Source organism: Paenibacillus sp. 2TAF8 (assembly GCF_052114825.1).
Taxonomy (GTDB): Bacteria; Bacillota; Bacilli; order Paenibacillales; family Paenibacillaceae; genus Paenibacillus.
This window is the reverse complement of sequence record NZ_JBFRFN010000009.1, coordinates 220,185-235,833: the sequence shown is the minus strand read 5'-3', so window position 1 is coordinate 235,833 and position 15,649 is coordinate 220,185. Positions and strand designations below refer to the sequence as shown.

At 45.6% G+C, this 15,649-nt stretch carries 11 protein-coding genes and 2 tRNA genes; 1 reads left to right on the top strand and 12 read right to left on the bottom strand.

Annotated features, from left to right (window positions below; genetic code table 11):
* Nucleotides 1-407 precede the first annotated feature (407 nt).
* From abc-f to leuB, 12 genes are all read right to left on the bottom strand, one after another.
* The gene (gene abc-f, locus AB4Z30_RS16165) at nucleotides 408-2,303 is read right to left on the bottom strand and encodes a ribosomal protection-like ABC-F family protein (RefSeq protein WP_441928124.1); all 1,896 of its coding nucleotides are present in this window, start codon (nucleotides 2,301-2,303) and stop codon (nucleotides 408-410) included.
* A gap of 453 nt (nucleotides 2,304-2,756) precedes the next feature.
* Nucleotides 2,757-2,827: transfer RNA gene (locus tag AB4Z30_RS16160), tRNA-Gly, on the bottom strand.
* 11 nt (nucleotides 2,828-2,838) lie between these two features.
* Nucleotides 2,839-2,911, bottom strand: a tRNA-Pro gene (locus tag AB4Z30_RS16155).
* Nucleotides 2,912-3,053: 142 nt separating this feature from the next.
* Nucleotides 3,054-5,180 carry a bifunctional diguanylate cyclase/phosphodiesterase gene (locus tag AB4Z30_RS16150; RefSeq protein WP_441928122.1) on the bottom strand — a complete coding sequence of 709 codons (2,127 nt, stop codon included), beginning with the start codon at nucleotides 5,178-5,180 and terminating at the stop codon, nucleotides 3,054-3,056.
* A 308-nt stretch (nucleotides 5,181-5,488) separates the two neighbouring features.
* Complete coding sequence (locus AB4Z30_RS16145; protein ID WP_441928120.1) at nucleotides 5,489-6,445, bottom strand: aldolase catalytic domain-containing protein; 957 nt, start codon at nucleotides 6,443-6,445, stop codon at nucleotides 5,489-5,491.
* A gap of 83 nt (nucleotides 6,446-6,528) precedes the next feature.
* Nucleotides 6,529-7,848: a hypothetical protein gene (locus tag AB4Z30_RS16140; protein ID WP_441928118.1), complete on the bottom strand. Its 1,320-nt coding sequence runs from the start codon at nucleotides 7,846-7,848 to the stop codon at nucleotides 6,529-6,531.
* Nucleotides 7,845-8,960, bottom strand: a complete 1,116-nt coding sequence (locus AB4Z30_RS16135) for a DUF58 domain-containing protein (protein ID WP_441928116.1) — start codon at nucleotides 8,958-8,960, stop codon at nucleotides 7,845-7,847. Before AB4Z30_RS16135 ends, AB4Z30_RS16140 begins: the two co-directional genes overlap by 4 nt.
* Nucleotides 8,961-8,964: 4 nt before the next feature.
* A complete protein-coding gene (locus AB4Z30_RS16130; RefSeq protein ID WP_441928114.1) occupies nucleotides 8,965-9,930 on the bottom strand; it encodes an AAA family ATPase in 966 nt (321 codons plus the stop codon).
* Nucleotides 9,931-10,050: 120 nt separating this feature from the next.
* Nucleotides 10,051-11,157 carry an ATP-binding protein gene (locus tag AB4Z30_RS16125; protein ID WP_441928112.1) on the bottom strand — a complete coding sequence of 369 codons (1,107 nt, stop codon included), beginning with the start codon at nucleotides 11,155-11,157 and terminating at the stop codon, nucleotides 10,051-10,053.
* Between the two features lie 460 nt (nucleotides 11,158-11,617).
* A complete protein-coding gene (locus AB4Z30_RS16120; protein WP_090922221.1) occupies nucleotides 11,618-12,034 on the bottom strand; it encodes a hypothetical protein in 417 nt (138 codons plus the stop codon).
* A gap of 351 nt (nucleotides 12,035-12,385) precedes the next feature.
* Entirely contained in the window at nucleotides 12,386-12,925 is a 540-nt protein-coding gene (locus AB4Z30_RS16115; protein WP_183521295.1) for a peroxiredoxin, read from the bottom strand.
* 360 nt (nucleotides 12,926-13,285) lie between these two features.
* The gene (gene leuB, locus AB4Z30_RS16110; RefSeq protein ID WP_441928109.1) at nucleotides 13,286-14,371 is read right to left on the bottom strand and encodes a 3-isopropylmalate dehydrogenase; all 1,086 of its coding nucleotides are present in this window, start codon (nucleotides 14,369-14,371) and stop codon (nucleotides 13,286-13,288) included.
* A 242-nt stretch (nucleotides 14,372-14,613) separates the two neighbouring features.
* On the opposite strand from leuB, the gene AB4Z30_RS16105 reads away from it, so the two are divergent.
* Nucleotides 14,614-15,594 (top strand): aldo/keto reductase, encoded by a 981-nt coding sequence (locus AB4Z30_RS16105; RefSeq protein ID WP_441928107.1) that lies wholly within the window; start codon nucleotides 14,614-14,616, stop codon nucleotides 15,592-15,594.
* Nucleotides 15,595-15,649 lie beyond the last annotated feature (55 nt).

Below are 15,649 nucleotides of genomic sequence, written 5' to 3'. Positions count from 1 at the left end.
CCTTTATATGCTGTAATTGCAACAAAAAAAGGCCTTTTCTCCCCAAAAGGGACGAAAAGACCGTGGTACCACCCTTGTTAGACTCCCGTTGTCACATCATATCGAGCTCTGCAACACGTTCTGTCTCACTTTGTACGGAATAACGACCGTTAACCGTTTACCCCTACTGTCGTCTCTGTGTTTGCACACATCATCAGGTTCAGGGAACCGCTCCGGAGTGAATTTCGGCAGCCTGGTTCTATAGAAACGCTCTCAATCTACGGCGCTTCCTCCCTGTCCAGAGGCACTGCTTACTTGTCTCCATCAATACGTTTGTTTAAATTAAACTAACCTTTATCGATACCAATGATCGATGATCGTTCATTATTATATGCAAAATACGGCGAAATAGCAAGCTTGCCCAGTTGCTAATTTGCAGAAACACCTCGATCTCTCAGCTCTTTCAATCGCTGCTGAATGGCACGAATCTCAGCCGCCTCCGCTTCCCTCTCGGCCTCATTCTCGGTTGCCGTCAATCGCTCTGCTCCAGCAGCGCTTACCGGAGAAAGTAATTCAGACAGCCGCATCTCCAGCCGCAGACGTTCGTCGTCTGAATCACGTGTGTCTAGTGCTGACTCACGTAGTTGCAACGTTTGTTCCCAATCGGCCACACCGCCTTCGAAGAGCGATGCTGTTCCATCCGGCTTTAAGTCGCACAGACGGTTCGCCAAAGATCGGGTTAACATCCGGTCATGAGATACGATAACCAGTGCGCCGGAGGCTTCTTTTAACACATTCTCCATCACTTCCTGGGTGTCAATGTCGAGATAATTCGTTGGCTCATCCAGTACAAGCAGATTAGCACCACCGAAATACAACCGTAGAAATGCTACACGGCATTTCTCTCCCATGCTTAAGTCCCCAATGCGTTTGAACACATCTTCTCTTGAAAATAAAAAACATCCCAGGATAGTTCTCGCAGCACTTTGCGTCATAGAAGGAAGAACCAGTAAGCTGTCCAGCAGTGTTGCCTTCTCAGGCAAACCCTCCAGCTCTTGTGAGAAATAACCGATGCTAAGCTGGGGATGACGGCTCACTTCACCCTCAGAAGGCTGTAGCTCTCCGACCATTAATTTCAGGAGTGTGCTCTTGCCCGTCCCGTTTGCTCCACGCACGGCAAGCCGATCCCCACGTTCCACTGCAATACGCAAATCATGAAGGAATGTCTTCTTGAGATCGTACGAAAAACTTACTCCCTCCAGTGCAAGAAGTTGACGTGCACCGAGTGAAGTCATCTGTAGCTCCATATTCAGTTTCGTCGCTTCCCGCGGTTTATCCACCCGCTCATTTTCGAGCCGTTCCAGCTGCTTCTGTTTGGCATGATAACGCGAAATATTTTTGTTGGCTCTGGCCTTGTAGAAGCTCTGGGTAATCTTCACCTCTTGGCCTCCTGCCGAGTTATGAGCTTTATGGAACCACAGCTGATAATTACGAATGGTCTCCTCCAGTGCTTTACGTTCCAACTGTTGCTTGCGATATATCGTCTCCTGTTCCTTCAGCTCTCGCTCTTTATGGCCTTTGTAATCGGTGTAACCACCTTTATATTTCGTCAGTTTTTCTGCACTAAATTCAATCACGCTGGTCGCTACCCGGTCAATAAATGTCCGGTCATGGGATACAAACAATACCGTCCCCTCGTAAGCGGATAACCACGTCTCCAGCCAGCGCATGCTCTCCTCATCCAGGTGGTTGGTCGGTTCATCCAGAATCAGAAACTTGGGATTGCTGACCAGCAGTCCTGCAAGCCGTGCCTTCGTTTTCTGACCACCGCTGAGCGAGTGATAGGGCCTGCTCCAGTGTTCTGTCGTCAAACCGAGACGGGTTAATACCTTTTCCACCTTTGTTTCCCACATGTACCCGTTCAATTGCTCATATTCCTCCATTGAACGAGCATATTCGTCAAGCAAGGAGGTATCTTCGGCAGCATCGGCAGCACTCAATCGACGCTCCAGTTCTTCCAGCTTCCGTTTAATCTCATCGATTCGTCCACTCTCCCGCCTTACTGCGTCCAATACATTTATTCCATTCGGTACCTCTGAACGCTGACGCATGAACCCCCACTCCGACAAAGGAAGTTGACGATCAATCCGTCCACCCCCCTCCTCTTCTCCGAGTATGATCCTTAAAAGTGTGGTTTTGCCGCATCCATTACGGCCCAGTATGGCAAGTCGTTCGCCTTCGTTAATTTCAAGATTTAATCCGGCAAACAATTCGTTTCCGTTCCATTCTTTTGATACTCCATGTAAGCGCACCAATGTCGTCATGAGTCCTCATCCTTTCCTGAACAAAAAAAATTAAAAAAACCGCTGGCATCAGCCGGCGGTTTAGCAATTTTTAATGGATTAACGCGTTTAGAATACAGATATGAGGACTGTCATAGCATGAACAAAGAAACCCTAATGAGGGTATACGTAAGCAGAAAAAGCTGCTTCTTCCATACTATTCCCTATAGCTGAATCTGGACACACGAATCCCGTCATTGCTCAGCCGCTCGGCTGACTGCGTCATAATCAATCTGCAGTTAACTGGGGTTCATTTCATGTGTCTTACTTCATGGGACGTATGGTTACCTCTCATTCATGTGTAGTATCAATACTCCGTTATTGTACCAGAACATAAAAAAAAAGAAAAGGTCAGGATATCGGGGCTCGTATTCAAAAAACCAAGAAAAAAAGAAAAACCCTTGATCATCAAGGGTTTTTCGGTACTACCTGTTAAGCGGGTGATGGGAATCGAACCCACGCTATTAGCTTGGAAGGCTAAAGTTCTACCATTGAACTACACCCGCATAATGAACAATCGGGACGACACGATTTGAACATGCGACCCCTGGTCCCAAACCAGGTGCTCTACCAAGCTGAGCTACGTCCCGTTAAATTCCGAAAGGAAGTTAACAGTAATTTTACAAAACTTAATATACCACGATCCTCACGAACGCGCAAGGTATATTCACGTTTTTTTCCATAAATCTGGATACCAGAAACGCAGGAACGCTCTCGCGGCCCTGCTGCTCCTTACCCCGCAGGTTTGTCTACATCTCTCAGAAACCTATTCTCAAAGTCTGCCGCTTCGATCGGTTTACCGAAAAAGTAGCCTTGTGCCTCATGACAATGCTGATTACGCAGAAACAACATCTGTTCCTCGTTTTCTACCCCTTCAGCCGTAACTTTTAATTGCAAATGGTGCGCCATTGAAGTAATAGTTGATACAATAGCAGCGTTATTGCTGTCTTCCATGATCTCATTGACAAATGAGCGGTCAATTTTGAGCCGGTCAATCGGCAAATCTTTGAGATAATGTAGCGAGCTATACCCCGTGCCAAAGTCATCAATACTGATATGTACACCAATCTCCTTGATTTTATGAAGCTGTTCAAAGGCTCGGTCCTTGTCAAATGTCATGCTCTCCGTAATCTCCAGTTCAAGCCATACCGGCTCGAGTCCCGTTTCTCTGAGAATACTGTTGATGCTATCGAGCAGGTGGGAATGTCTGAACTGTCTCATCGAAAGGTTAACGGACACACATAACTTGCGATAGCCAGCTTCCTGCCATAACTTATTCTGTGCACATGCCTCTCGCAGAACCCATTCTCCAAGCGGTACAATCAGGCCACTCTCCTCAGCCAGCGGGATAAACTCCGCTGGAGATACCGAACCCCGCTGCGGATGCTGCCAGCGCACAAGGGCTTCCATACCTACGATTAGCCCGCTTTGCAGGTTCACCTGAGGTTGATATACCAGATAAAACTGCCCCCGAGCCAGTGCTTTGCGCAGATCATTTTCAAGCTGCAAACGTTCCTGTGCTTTCATCTGCATGGCATGTGCATAACGGTTGAGCTCAATTCCCTGCTCCTTTGCACTATGTAGAGCTGTGTCAGCATTCTGAATAATCTCTTGTGGAGACTCTCCATCATAAGGATAAATCGCCATACCAATGCCCAGTGTAAGGTGATACTCACTCCCATCGACCATGACAGGTTTCTCAAAGAGTTGCAGAATGGATCGTGTTCGGCGTAAAGCTGTATCTGTACTGTAAAAATCCGTCATCGTCAGCGCAAATTCATCCCTACCCAGCCCAAACACCTCTTCTCCTGGGAGAGAGGAGTGATTCAGACGCTGTCCGACCTGTCGCAGAACCCGGTTAGCTGCTTGTTGTCCAAGGGAATCATTAATGGTTTTGAACCGATTAATATTGAGTACCAATACACTGACGAGTTTTCCCTCTACAACTGCATCGTCCAGCATAAGTTGAAGCCGCTGGCTTAGGCGACGACGATTCGGAAGGCCTGTAACGTCATCATGGTGCGCAATGTAGTTCATTTTGGCCTCGGCAGCCTGTTGTTGCAGGAATGGGGTGTCAACTACAGATGCATAGAGTCCTTTCTGAATGAAAAAGTATCCTAAACAATTGCTGAGCATACCAAACAGTAGATTAAGATCGTCCACTACACTTGCGGTGATAAAGTAACCCTGACCTAGCAAAAAACAGATTATACCGCATAGGATAGGAGGCAAATCGGCATTTTTTGTCTTTTTCCACTGTATATACAGAACGATAGCCCCGGTAAAATAGAGTAGCCCTGCAACCCAATGCATACGAGTGAACACTTTGCCCAGCAGAAGGCCATCAAGCATCTCAGACAGCAAACTCCACGGTTGAATAGAACAAATGTACAAAATCAGAAAGGCACCTAAGGTAGCGCCGAACAGAAGAAATTTGCGCGGTAATGCAACATGTTTCTCATGTATGGCGTATATAAAAAGTAGTCCTGCTGAACAAACCAGTGAGCCCATCGTTGATATCATTAATGAGAAATCAGATTCCATCATCGCTCTACCTGGAACTTCTTCTGCAAATGAAACGATGTGCACCAGTTCAAATAGACCTATCATTAAAAAGAGTGTTGTCAGCAACACTCTGCGCAGCGTCAATTTTTGGGTTTGAAATAGCCAGCTTTGATTATAAATCCCAATACAGGCGGCTGTTGCAGCGAATCCACCTAGAAGCGTTATCACCGGATAACCCGAAAAGACCAAATCAGAGCCTGAAGAAAAATGAAACCATTGACTTACGAGGAAAAACAATAAACCGCCGATGGCGACCCAACCTATTTGACTCTGACCTTGCATTTTAAACTTCATGCTATGTTTTCCTTCCCGGGATCTCTATCCTGAAATACGTGTAAAACTGAATTCTGTTGACCTGATTCACCAAGTATATTACACATTTCGACAAAAACATATATTGACCATTGTTTAATTTAATTTTTCTTATGTTCTATCTGGTACATAATAACATTTAAATCCGTATTCGTGAACTAAAAATTAGTTACAAGTAGGAATATCTATTCATAAAAATAAGTAAAAACAAGGCATAAAGAACTAAAAAAACATGGTTCTCCGGTTAGAGACCATGTTTTTCGAATTTACAACCGTATTTTAGACTATTTTTATTTATCGAAGTTCACTTCAGGTGTTGTCAACTTATCGTAGAAGTCAACGATCTGGTCTTTGTTCTCCGAGGATCGAAGCGCCATTGCTGAACGCGGATGTTCATCCAGTGTACCTGTAATCATGTAAGGCAGGATGTAACCCCACTCTTCTTTTTCTCTAAGTGGAACCATAAGCTGTTCCAATACTTCAAGCACTGGGCGCAGATTATACTTCGTTCCTTTTAAGTGAGCTACAAGTAGTTCTGTCGGGCAGTTTCCTGCTGCACGCCCCATGCCGTACACAGAAGCATCAAGCAATTCAACACCAAGTTCAGCGGCTACGAGCGTGTTGGAGAACGCGAGTTGCATATTGTTATGTGTGTGAACGCCAAGACGTTTGTTCGGGAGATGAGTCTTGAACTTCTCCACCAGATATTTCACATCGTTATGGTCCAAGCTGCCGTAGGAGTCTACGATGTATACCACATCAACCGAACTCTCTTTGATCAACTCAAAGGCTTCCAGCAATTCGTTTTCCATAACATTGGAGAGCGCCATAATATTTATTGTCGTTTCGTAACCACGATCATGGAACGTTTGCACCAGTGCAAGTGCCTTGTCCACATCTTTACTGTAACAAGCAACGCGAATCAGATCCAGCATGCTCTCGCTGCGCGGCAGAATATCATTCTCATCCACACGTCCTACATCAACAAGTGCAGACAGTTTGGTGTTACCTTTTTGCGGAATCACTTTGCGAAGAAAATCATCGTTCAGGAAACGCCATGGTCCGGCATCTTCAGAACCTTTAAGCAGCTTCGGCGAGTTTTTGTAGCCAATTTCCATATAATCAACGCCAGCTTCGTTCAGTCCTGCATACAGCTTTTGAACAAAGTCTACGCTAAAATCCCAATTATTTACCAATCCACCATCACGGATGGTACAATCTACAATTTTGCAATGATTTGTCTTCATTAATGTCTGCTCCTTTTCTGACCAACTTGTGTATTCCTCTCATGATACTTGAACGTGACAAGAAAAGTAAAGGGATTCCGTGCTTATTTACTGTAAGATTTCCAGATTCGGTCCATCTCAACCATATCAGGGTTATGTTCAGCTTTCTCACCGTAGCGCACAGCATTGTAGATCCCGGGAAGCTTATGTGCCATCTCTTCCTCCGTACCCTCTTTATGCTTCGAATGACTCTTCTTAATGCTTTCTGCCGCCTCAAGCGGCGTATGGGACTTTTCCACCTGGGCTCCACGTTCCATCGCATTCCCCACCCAAATTCGATAGTAATATCGAATACGGTCTACAGCGTGAACTGGAACAGGTTCCTTTTTACGGAACCATCGCTTACGGACTTTAGTGGGAACTTCTAGCGTCTCACTTATATCGACATACTCTGTTTTCGGTTCTTGCCTTTTCTGCACAGGCTGTAACATTCCATTGAAACGCTCCGCAAGTTTATTCATAAGCGTTCTGCCCAGCTTGACTAGGAGCCAAAGGATTACAGCCACTGCCACTCCAAAAACGATCCAGCCAAGTATTTCCCAGATTACAGAAGGTTCCGAAGGCGGGCCTCTTAATTCATCCGGCAGACTCATCGGCTCATTCGGCATCTCAGGTGTGAGTGGCGGTTCCTGTGAAGGAGAAGATCCCAATAAACCTCTGATCCATGCAAGCAAGCGATCCCTTAACGGCCCAAGCCATGCAGCAAGACTGGGAAAAGCACCGATACCCGCGATAACAATCAACATCCATGTGATCCGCAGGTGGTTTGCCCGTGTGAATTCCCGCAGTACTATTCTGCGCCTGCCATCGTTAAGTACCGCGCGATCCAGTTGTGCCCTGTATTGCCCCACAATCCAACATCCAAAGCTGATGACTCCAGCAGCATACATATGAAGCGTATACATCTGCATCGACAACAGGAATTCGATCTGAGTTGCTGCGATTGTAAGCACAACAGCACTGATTGTACCCATGACCTGCAGACGCCACAGACGGATGGAATGATAACCAGAATCGAAATCCAAGCTCGTGTAAGCCGCAATAAGTAACCCTGCTCCAAGTGTAATAACCTCTGGCAATGAAAGAGTCACAGCCATTCTCGTAACCATGGTGAGCAACGCGCCTGTTACAACGGCGGTTAGACCTCTAACAAATGTGCTTTTCTCCACAAAGTTTGTAAATCGATACCGAATCCATTGACCAAACCAACCTGTCATCACAAACAAACCGAATAACAGATATGGGAAATAAGTGTGGGTATACAGTGATGTAATTGTGAAAATTGGAAACAGGTAAATCCCTATTGAAAGAACTGCCATAATAGAAATGATGTGTGTTCGTTTCATTCCATCTTTTTCACTCATGCGCTCACCGCCCCTGCATCCCGCTTCAACTGCTCTACAGGCAGGATCGTTACCCGATGTCCCTGATCATGCAAACGTTCAATCTCATGTTGCATAGCTGCCGAGACATATGACGTAATCAACAAATAACTTCGAATTTGCTGCTCTTCTTCATTGAATCTTACCTCATCTTGCAAAAACTGCTCCATCGGCACCAAACACTTTAATTCTGTTTCAGCCATAGCTTCTAACAACAGTTCCAGATGAGGCGTACCGTAATCGGGTTCAATCCGAAGTACATCACGGCCTGCGCCTGCACGATAGCCATTATGAGCAAATCCAGCTGGCAGCCCTCTGCCAATCGCATCTACAGCTGCTGTGGCTGCGTAGCGAAGTGCTTTCTCAATCAATTCGGGCCGAGTCACGACACTCCACATCTCTGCTGAATCCTGAACATTCACGACAATCCATGACTGGGGATCTGCCGTCCAGCCTTGCTTGTACACCTGTAATTCTCCTGTTCGTGCACTCGCTTTCCAGTGAATACGATTCATCGGGTCCCCAGCACCATAAGGTCGTACTCCCAAGATTAGAAACGGGTCTTCCACAATCCATCTGGCAACCTCCACCTCTCCTTGCCACACCTGATAGATGGCCGGCATATCATCGATGCTAACGAGTGAAGGATACACAATCATTGACATCTGTACAGGAATGGGCTTCGTGGAGCGCCATACACCAAACAGGTCTCCCCCCGTCATGGTGGCTGTATCCATCGTATACACTCCACGCTTGGAGCAGACAAACGGATGTGTGCGCGTTATCCGATTATAAGGTTTTAATGTAAACACACTTTTATGGTTCTGATAAATATTACCTTGACTGATATCCATGCCCGAACCTGAACGAAAAATAAATGAAGCTGGCATTATTGCCTCAAGCCTCAGCCAGGGAACCGATATTCGTTTTTCATTGGATATTGTCTCAATCATCTCCAGTTCATCTCCAGCATAACAGCGTGTTCTACTGAACTGTCTGCTGTACCTAAGATTTCTTAACACCGGACGCCCAAACCATATGCCATGCAGCACTATGACCAAACTTCCAACGACAACGATCCATAGAAGTTCCATAAACTTAACGCCTTCCTGTAGTAAACGTCTCTGTTGGCACCTCGGTTTGGCTCAGAATCTGTTGAATGATTTGTTCCGCGAGTCCTTCCTGTTGTCTGATTCGATTGCGAAACACTAAACGATGAGCCAGCACGGGCTCTGCCAGCATTTTAATGTCATCCGGTACAACATAGTCTCTGCCGTGCAGTGCGGCCCAAGCCTGGCTGGCTTTTAGAAGCGCCTGTGCACCCCGTGGACTGACACCTAGTGACAATTCAGGATGTTGCCTGGTGGCTTCAGTAAGCTGCACAATATAACGCATGAGATCCTCGTTAACGGTAACCGTTTTATACGATTCCTGTGCTCTCAGGAGCTGCTCGCGAGAGATAATAGAAGACAAGTCATCTACCGAGCGGCTGGCTACGGTTCTTCTAAGGATCTCTACACTCTCTTCCCCGGTTGGATAACCCATACGAATCTTCATCATAAATCGATCCATCTGTGCTTCAGGTAACGGAAATGTCCCTTGATTGTCAATCGGGTTCTGAGTAGCGATGACGATAAAAGGACGTTCGAGCTGTCTCGTTGATCCATCGATACTGATCTGACGTTCTTCCATACATTCCAGCAAGCTGGACTGTGTACGCGGTGTTGCCCGATTAATCTCATCTGCCAGCACAAGGTTTGCAAACAACGGGCCAGGCCTGAATTCAAAATCTCCAGATTTTTGATTATAGAAATGAATACCTGTCAAATCGGATGGTAGCAAGTCAGGCGTAAACTGTATCCGTTGAAACGTGCAGTCAAGTGAAGACGCTATCGATTTGGCAAGCATTGTTTTGCCTGTGCCTGGAACATCCTCCAGAAGCACATGACCTGACGCAATGATCGCTGTCAGAATCAGTTTTGTCGTGTGCTCTTTACCTACGATCACTTTGCCAACATGTTCGATTAATTGAGCATTCATGTGCTCCATATCCTGAATATTCATAGCAATCCCTTCCTTCCGCGATGCATATGTATTCGCATTCATTTCTAACTATAACCCTAATTGCATAAACAAAAAACAAAGGAATCGGTGAGATACCGATCCCTTCTGATATCGCTCGTGTCAATTCACCAATGGAAGTTTGATCATAAAGCTAGTGCCTTCACCCTTTTGACTATCTACAGAGATGGTGCCTCCATGATTTTTAATGATACGGTAGCTCACGGAAAGTCCCAGACCGGTTCCGCTCTCTTTCGTTGTGAAGAAAGGATCGAACAGACGTACCAGCGTATTGTGATCCATACCACGACCATTATCAGCTATCGTGATTTGCACAAAGTTATTTTCCGTAGCTGTCGTAATCCGAATCATGCCCGTATACTCTTCCCCAACTTCTTCAATTGCGTCCATTGCATTTTTGACCATATTCAGAATGACTTGTTTGATCTGCTTTACATCGATGGATACATTAAGCGGAGTGTCTTCTACCTCCAGCAGAATCTCGCAGCCTTTCATCAGTCCTTCACTCTCGGTCAGCAGAACGACTTCTTTCAGCAAAGACTCTACGGTCATAACCGTCTTCTGCGGAGCCGAAGGTTTGGAGGAGTTCAGAAATTCATAAATGATATCGTTTGCTCTGTCGATCTCCGTTAATATAATTCGAGCATACTCGTCTTTACCTAGCTGCAGCAGATGGGGCCGAAGAAGTTGGATAAATCCGCGAATGGCTGTCAACGGATTACGAATCTCATGAGCAATCGATGCGGATATGCGCCCAAGCATCGCCAGTTTATCGTTTTGATATGCGGTCTGTTCAATCTGTTTGTAATCCGATACATCCTTGACACTAAACAGAAAATCGCCATCCATCTGATCACCATAAGTAACGGTAACCAGCCAGTGCCTCCCGTACTCATCCGTCAATTCATGATAGCGCTTACGATGAAAGATCGTCTCCCGATAAATCCGTAAAATTTTCTTTTTCTTGAAACGACTCATCTGTGGCAGTCGCAGCATCTGCATCAATGTGCAGCCATTTAACAGGTCTCTGGGCAGTTCCAGCAGTTTGGCCATCTGAACGTTAATAAACGTCAAGATACCTTGGTTGTCAAACAGCATGATGCCACTATCCATGTGTTCCAGCACGTTTTCATACTTATTGTAATCCAGATGCACTTGAGGAAGCACATCCGTTGGTTGAGGCACTGTATCCTGAAATTCACTGATCACTTCAGGTTCCTCCTTTTCACGTAAATGATAAACTTTGCCGTTCGGACATCATATCATCACAGAAACAGGAAGGGCCGATTTTGTTGTTGATTACCGGGTCCCTTTCATTAGGGGGGCTGAGCCGAAAATATGGATGGCATGTCCGGACGCAAGCTGGTCTAATCCGGTTAAATAACAGTAGTTCCGGAGAAATCATATACGTTTTGCTCCTTTCCAGCCTTCTCCAATTCACAAACGAAAACCTTTTATAACACTCCGCCTCTTTTGCAAGTCTGCTTTTATCATAGACAAGTTTAGGGAATAGAGTCAATCGGAGAAAGTGTCGAATGGGAAATTTTTTGCAAAAATTACAAAGGTTTATCTAAATAATACAAAAAACGAGGCCGCATCGCCCTTACGGGAAATCAGCCTCGTTTAATATCGTCTTTTAGAGCTATTCGTCTATCCATCTAACTACAATCTATAGCCCAGTCTTGTTATGCTGAATTTTAAGTTTACGTTGACTCATGACGGCGAGGCGACGTTTCAATTCGCTCTCCCATTTCTCATCTTTCATTTCCTTGGCGAGCCGCAGCAGATCCAGTGACATATCAATCTGACGCTGAACGATTACCATTGCATCTTCACTTTCACGGTTTACGCAGTTTTCGAAGATGGCATCCTCGTCTTCAGTCACGTAGTCTTGAAAATCAATTTCAGAAGCTCCATCGCCATGCGCATACTCAGCAAGAATCTCGTATTCGTTCTCGACTTTGTAATGAACCTCAACCCGGTGACATACCGGACAAAACAGCAGGGGAACATTATGAACCTGGGTGCGGTAATGCTTCAGCGTGCCCTTTGTTCCCACCATACTTGCCCCACAACAGTAACTCATTTTTGTTCACCCTCCTTATTAGGTGCCGGGATATTAGTAAATATACACCCGTACACTTCAAAAACTTCCGAAAGGGAATCGTTCAAACAGTGTATCACATTCATATACAAATTATAAATGCGGATTACCGGAATATTTACCGGGTTTCCATACCCTATTCGCCTTACAAGCCCTCAATTCCTCTTTCATATTAAAAAAAGAAGATATACTTCTATTACATTATTAACACGCCTGACAGCTTGTTCAAACACCTTAATTTAGTTAACGTTGTCCTGTGAAAAAAGGTTGCAAAAAGCCCTCAATCCCGAATGGGATGAGGGCTTGAACATTAACTGCTCAAGTGTATCTGGCTTACAGGTTGTTGTCGCCTGGTTTCCAGTTCATTGCACACAATCCACCGGATTGAAGTGCTTGCAGTACGCGAAGTGTTTCTTCAACACTACGGCCTACATCGTTGTGGTTAACTACTTGATATTTCAGTTCGCCTTCTGGATCGATGATGAACAGACCGCGCAATGCTACGCCTTCTTCTTCGATCAGAACGCCGTAATCTTTAGCTACTTGCTTCGTAATATCGGAAGCGAGCGGGAAGTTCAACTGACCAAGACCATTGCTGTCTTTAGGTGTGTTGATCCATGCTTTGTGGCTGTGTACGGAGTCTACGCTAACGCCAAGAATTTCTGTATCCAAAGCTTTGAATTGCTCGGAAGCATCGCTCAAAGCTGTAATTTCAGTTGGGCACACAAATGTGAAGTCCAAAGGATAAAAGAAGAATACGAGCCATTTGCCACGGTAATCGGACAGTTTAACGGAACCAAAATCTTGTCCGTCTCCTGATACTGTTTCCATTGCGAAATCTGGTGCTGGTCTACCTACCAAACGTTCTGCCATAACTAAAAATTCCTCCTTTGGGATTATGTAAGCATCCATATGGATTGCTCATCATCAGGATGCACGCAAGCGCTTGTCCTGTCATTAATCGATTTGATACTTGTTCTCAAGTACAAATAAAATGTTATCATCCGTACTTCTCAAAGTCAAGATTATAAACGTTATTTTTTTATAATAATTATAAATAAGGAATTTTCGTGCCGAATTTAAACCGAAAATGATAAAGAACAGCCCTCTGTATTTTCCATTATAGAAACCAATAGACCGGTCTACTCTGGGCAGCAAAGGGCTGTTTCTTATACATATCACAGGATTGATCCTGTGATATGTTCATGTGTGAACAGGCTAACAGGTTAAAACTTAAGCTTTTTTCTGAATAGCAGCTACAATCAGGTCGCCCATTTCGATTGTGCTGATCGCTTTGCTCTTATCAACAGCGATGTCACTTGTACGATGGCCCGCATTCAGCACGTTTGCTACCGCCTCTTCAATCGCATCTGCACCTTCTGCATAGCCAAACGTTGTACGGAACATCAACGCAAGAGACAAGATGGTAGCAATCGGGTTAGCCAAGCCTTGACCAGCAATATCCGGCGCGGAGCCGTGTACTGGTTCATATAGACCGAAACTTCCTTCACCCAGCGATGCCGAAGCGAGCATACCGATAGAGCCTGTGAGCATAGCTGCTTCATCACTCAGAATGTCACCAAACATGTTCTCTGTTACAATGACGTCAAAGCTTGATGGACGACGCAGCAACTGCATTGCGCAATTGTCTACAAGCACGTGCTCCAACTCAACATCCGGATAATCAGGAGCTACCCGGTTAACCACTTCACGCCACAGACGGGAAGTTTCGAGCACGTTAGCTTTATCAACGGAAGCAAGTTTTTTACGGCGTCCCTGAGCAATCTCAAACGCTTGACGCACGATACGCTCTACTTCCGAAACATTGTAAGCACAAGTATCCACTGCCTCTTCGCCATGTGCACTCTCACGTCTGAACTTTTCTCCAAAATAAATTCCACCCGTCAGTTCACGAACGACCATCAGGTCTGTACCCTCAAGCACTTCCGGTTTCAGCGTGGATGCGTCTTTCAGACAGTCAAACACGACAGCCGGACGCAAGTTGGAGAACAATCCAAGTGCTTTGCGAATGCCAAGCAGTCCTGTTTCAGGGCGCAATTCCTTGCTATTATTGTCCCATTTCGGACCACCTACTGCTCCAAGCAACACCGCATCTGCATTTTTACATACAGTCAATGTTTCTTCTGGAAGCGGGGTGCCTTTCTCATCAATCGCAATGCCACCAAAAAGCGCATGCTCTGTTTCAAAACGATAGCCGAAAACTTCCTCCGTACGTTTCAGAACTTTTTCTGCCTCGGCCACAACTTCAGGTCCAATTCCGTCACCAGCGATTACTGCAATTTTTTTCACGTCTGCCATAGGTTGTCCACTCCCTCATTTTCATTCAACATCGTCTCATTAATAACTCTCTTCTTTGTATCATATTCTGCGGTCATTTGACCAAGATATACAATCTATGACTTTAATAGCTTTTACCTATAAGAAGGAATTCATAGCATTAAAGCAAAGAGAAAGATCACAGGTGTCCAAGTTGTTCGGTAGATCAGGGTAAGGTAAAATATAACTGAAATCAAATTAGTTATGCTGGAGGGATGTTCACCATGCAATATTCGTATTTGGGTAAATCAGGTCTTAAAGTCAGCCGTATCTGTCTCGGTACAATGAATTTTGGACCGGCCACTGACGAAAAAGAAGCTTTCCGTATTATGGACGCAGCACTGGATGCCGGCGTAAACTTTTTTGATACCGCTAACATTTATGGCTGGGGTGAAAATTCCGGTCTGACCGAAGAGATCATTGGACGCTGGTTCAAGCAAGGCGGCGGCCGACGTGAAAAGGTTGTACTTGCCACGAAAGTCTACGGTTCCATGCATGATGAAACAGATGGACCCAATAACGAAGCCGGTCTCTCCGCATATAAAATCAGACGTCACCTTGAAGGATCGCTCCAACGACTGCAGACCAATCACATTGAACTTTACCAGATGCATCATGTCGACCCGGTCATCACGTGGGACGAGCTGTGGGGCGCATTTGAACATGCGGTATATCAAGGCAAAATCGGATATGTCGGCTCAAGCAATTTTGCCGCGTGGCAGATTGCCCTTGCCCAGAGCGAAGCGAAAAACCGTCACTTCCTCGGGCTTGTATCCGAACAGCATAAATACAGCCTGAATTGTCGTCTACCTGAGCTGGAAATATTACCAGCCGCTAAAGCACTCGGGCTTGGCGTCATTCCATGGAGCCCGCTGGATGGCGGTTTGCTTGGACGTAATGCATTACAAAAACTTGAAGGAACTCGTAGCGGCGGCATTGCAGAACGAATTGAGAAACACCAGACTCAGCTTGAAGATTTTGCTTCGCTTTGCCGTGATCTCGGTGAGCCGCAGGATACGGTTGCACTTGCCTGGGTAGCCGCCAATCCGGCTGTAACTGCACCAATCATCGGTCCGCGTACACTGGAGCAATTCGAAACCGCATTGAAATGTCTCGATCTGACACTCGACGAATCCACGCTCAAGCGTCTGGATGAGATCTTCCCCGGTCCTGGCGGACACGCTCCTAACGCATACGCTTGGTAAATGAATTAGAAAAAGTCTGACCCCTGCCGAACTATTCGTGAAGTATAGATCCGTT

Excerpts from the sequence above, each read along its gene's own strand:
- abc-f (WP_441928124.1), bottom strand. The coding sequence starts at position 2,303 with ATGACGACATTGGTGCGCTTACATGGAGTATCAAAAGAATGGAACGGA.
- AB4Z30_RS16150 (WP_441928122.1), bottom strand. The coding sequence starts at position 5,180 with ATGAAGTTTAAAATGCAAGGTCAGAGTCAAATAGGTTGGGTCGCCATC.
- AB4Z30_RS16105 (WP_441928107.1), top strand. The coding sequence starts at position 14,614 with ATGCAATATTCGTATTTGGGTAAATCAGGTCTTAAAGTCAGCCGTATC.
- leuB (WP_441928109.1), bottom strand. The coding sequence starts at position 14,371 with ATGGCAGACGTGAAAAAAATTGCAGTAATCGCTGGTGACGGAATTGGA.
- AB4Z30_RS16120 (WP_090922221.1), bottom strand. The coding sequence starts at position 12,034 with ATGAGTTACTGTTGTGGGGCAAGTATGGTGGGAACAAAGGGCACGCTG.
- AB4Z30_RS16115 (WP_183521295.1), bottom strand. The coding sequence starts at position 12,925 with ATGGCAGAACGTTTGGTAGGTAGACCAGCACCAGATTTCGCAATGGAA.
- AB4Z30_RS16130 (WP_441928114.1), bottom strand. The coding sequence starts at position 9,930 with ATGAATATTCAGGATATGGAGCACATGAATGCTCAATTAATCGAACAT.
- AB4Z30_RS16145 (WP_441928120.1), bottom strand. The coding sequence starts at position 6,445 with ATGAAGACAAATCATTGCAAAATTGTAGATTGTACCATCCGTGATGGT.
- AB4Z30_RS16135 (WP_441928116.1), bottom strand. The coding sequence starts at position 8,960 with ATGGAACTTCTATGGATCGTTGTCGTTGGAAGTTTGGTCATAGTGCTG.
- AB4Z30_RS16140 (WP_441928118.1), bottom strand. The coding sequence starts at position 7,848 with ATGAGTGAAAAAGATGGAATGAAACGAACACACATCATTTCTATTATG.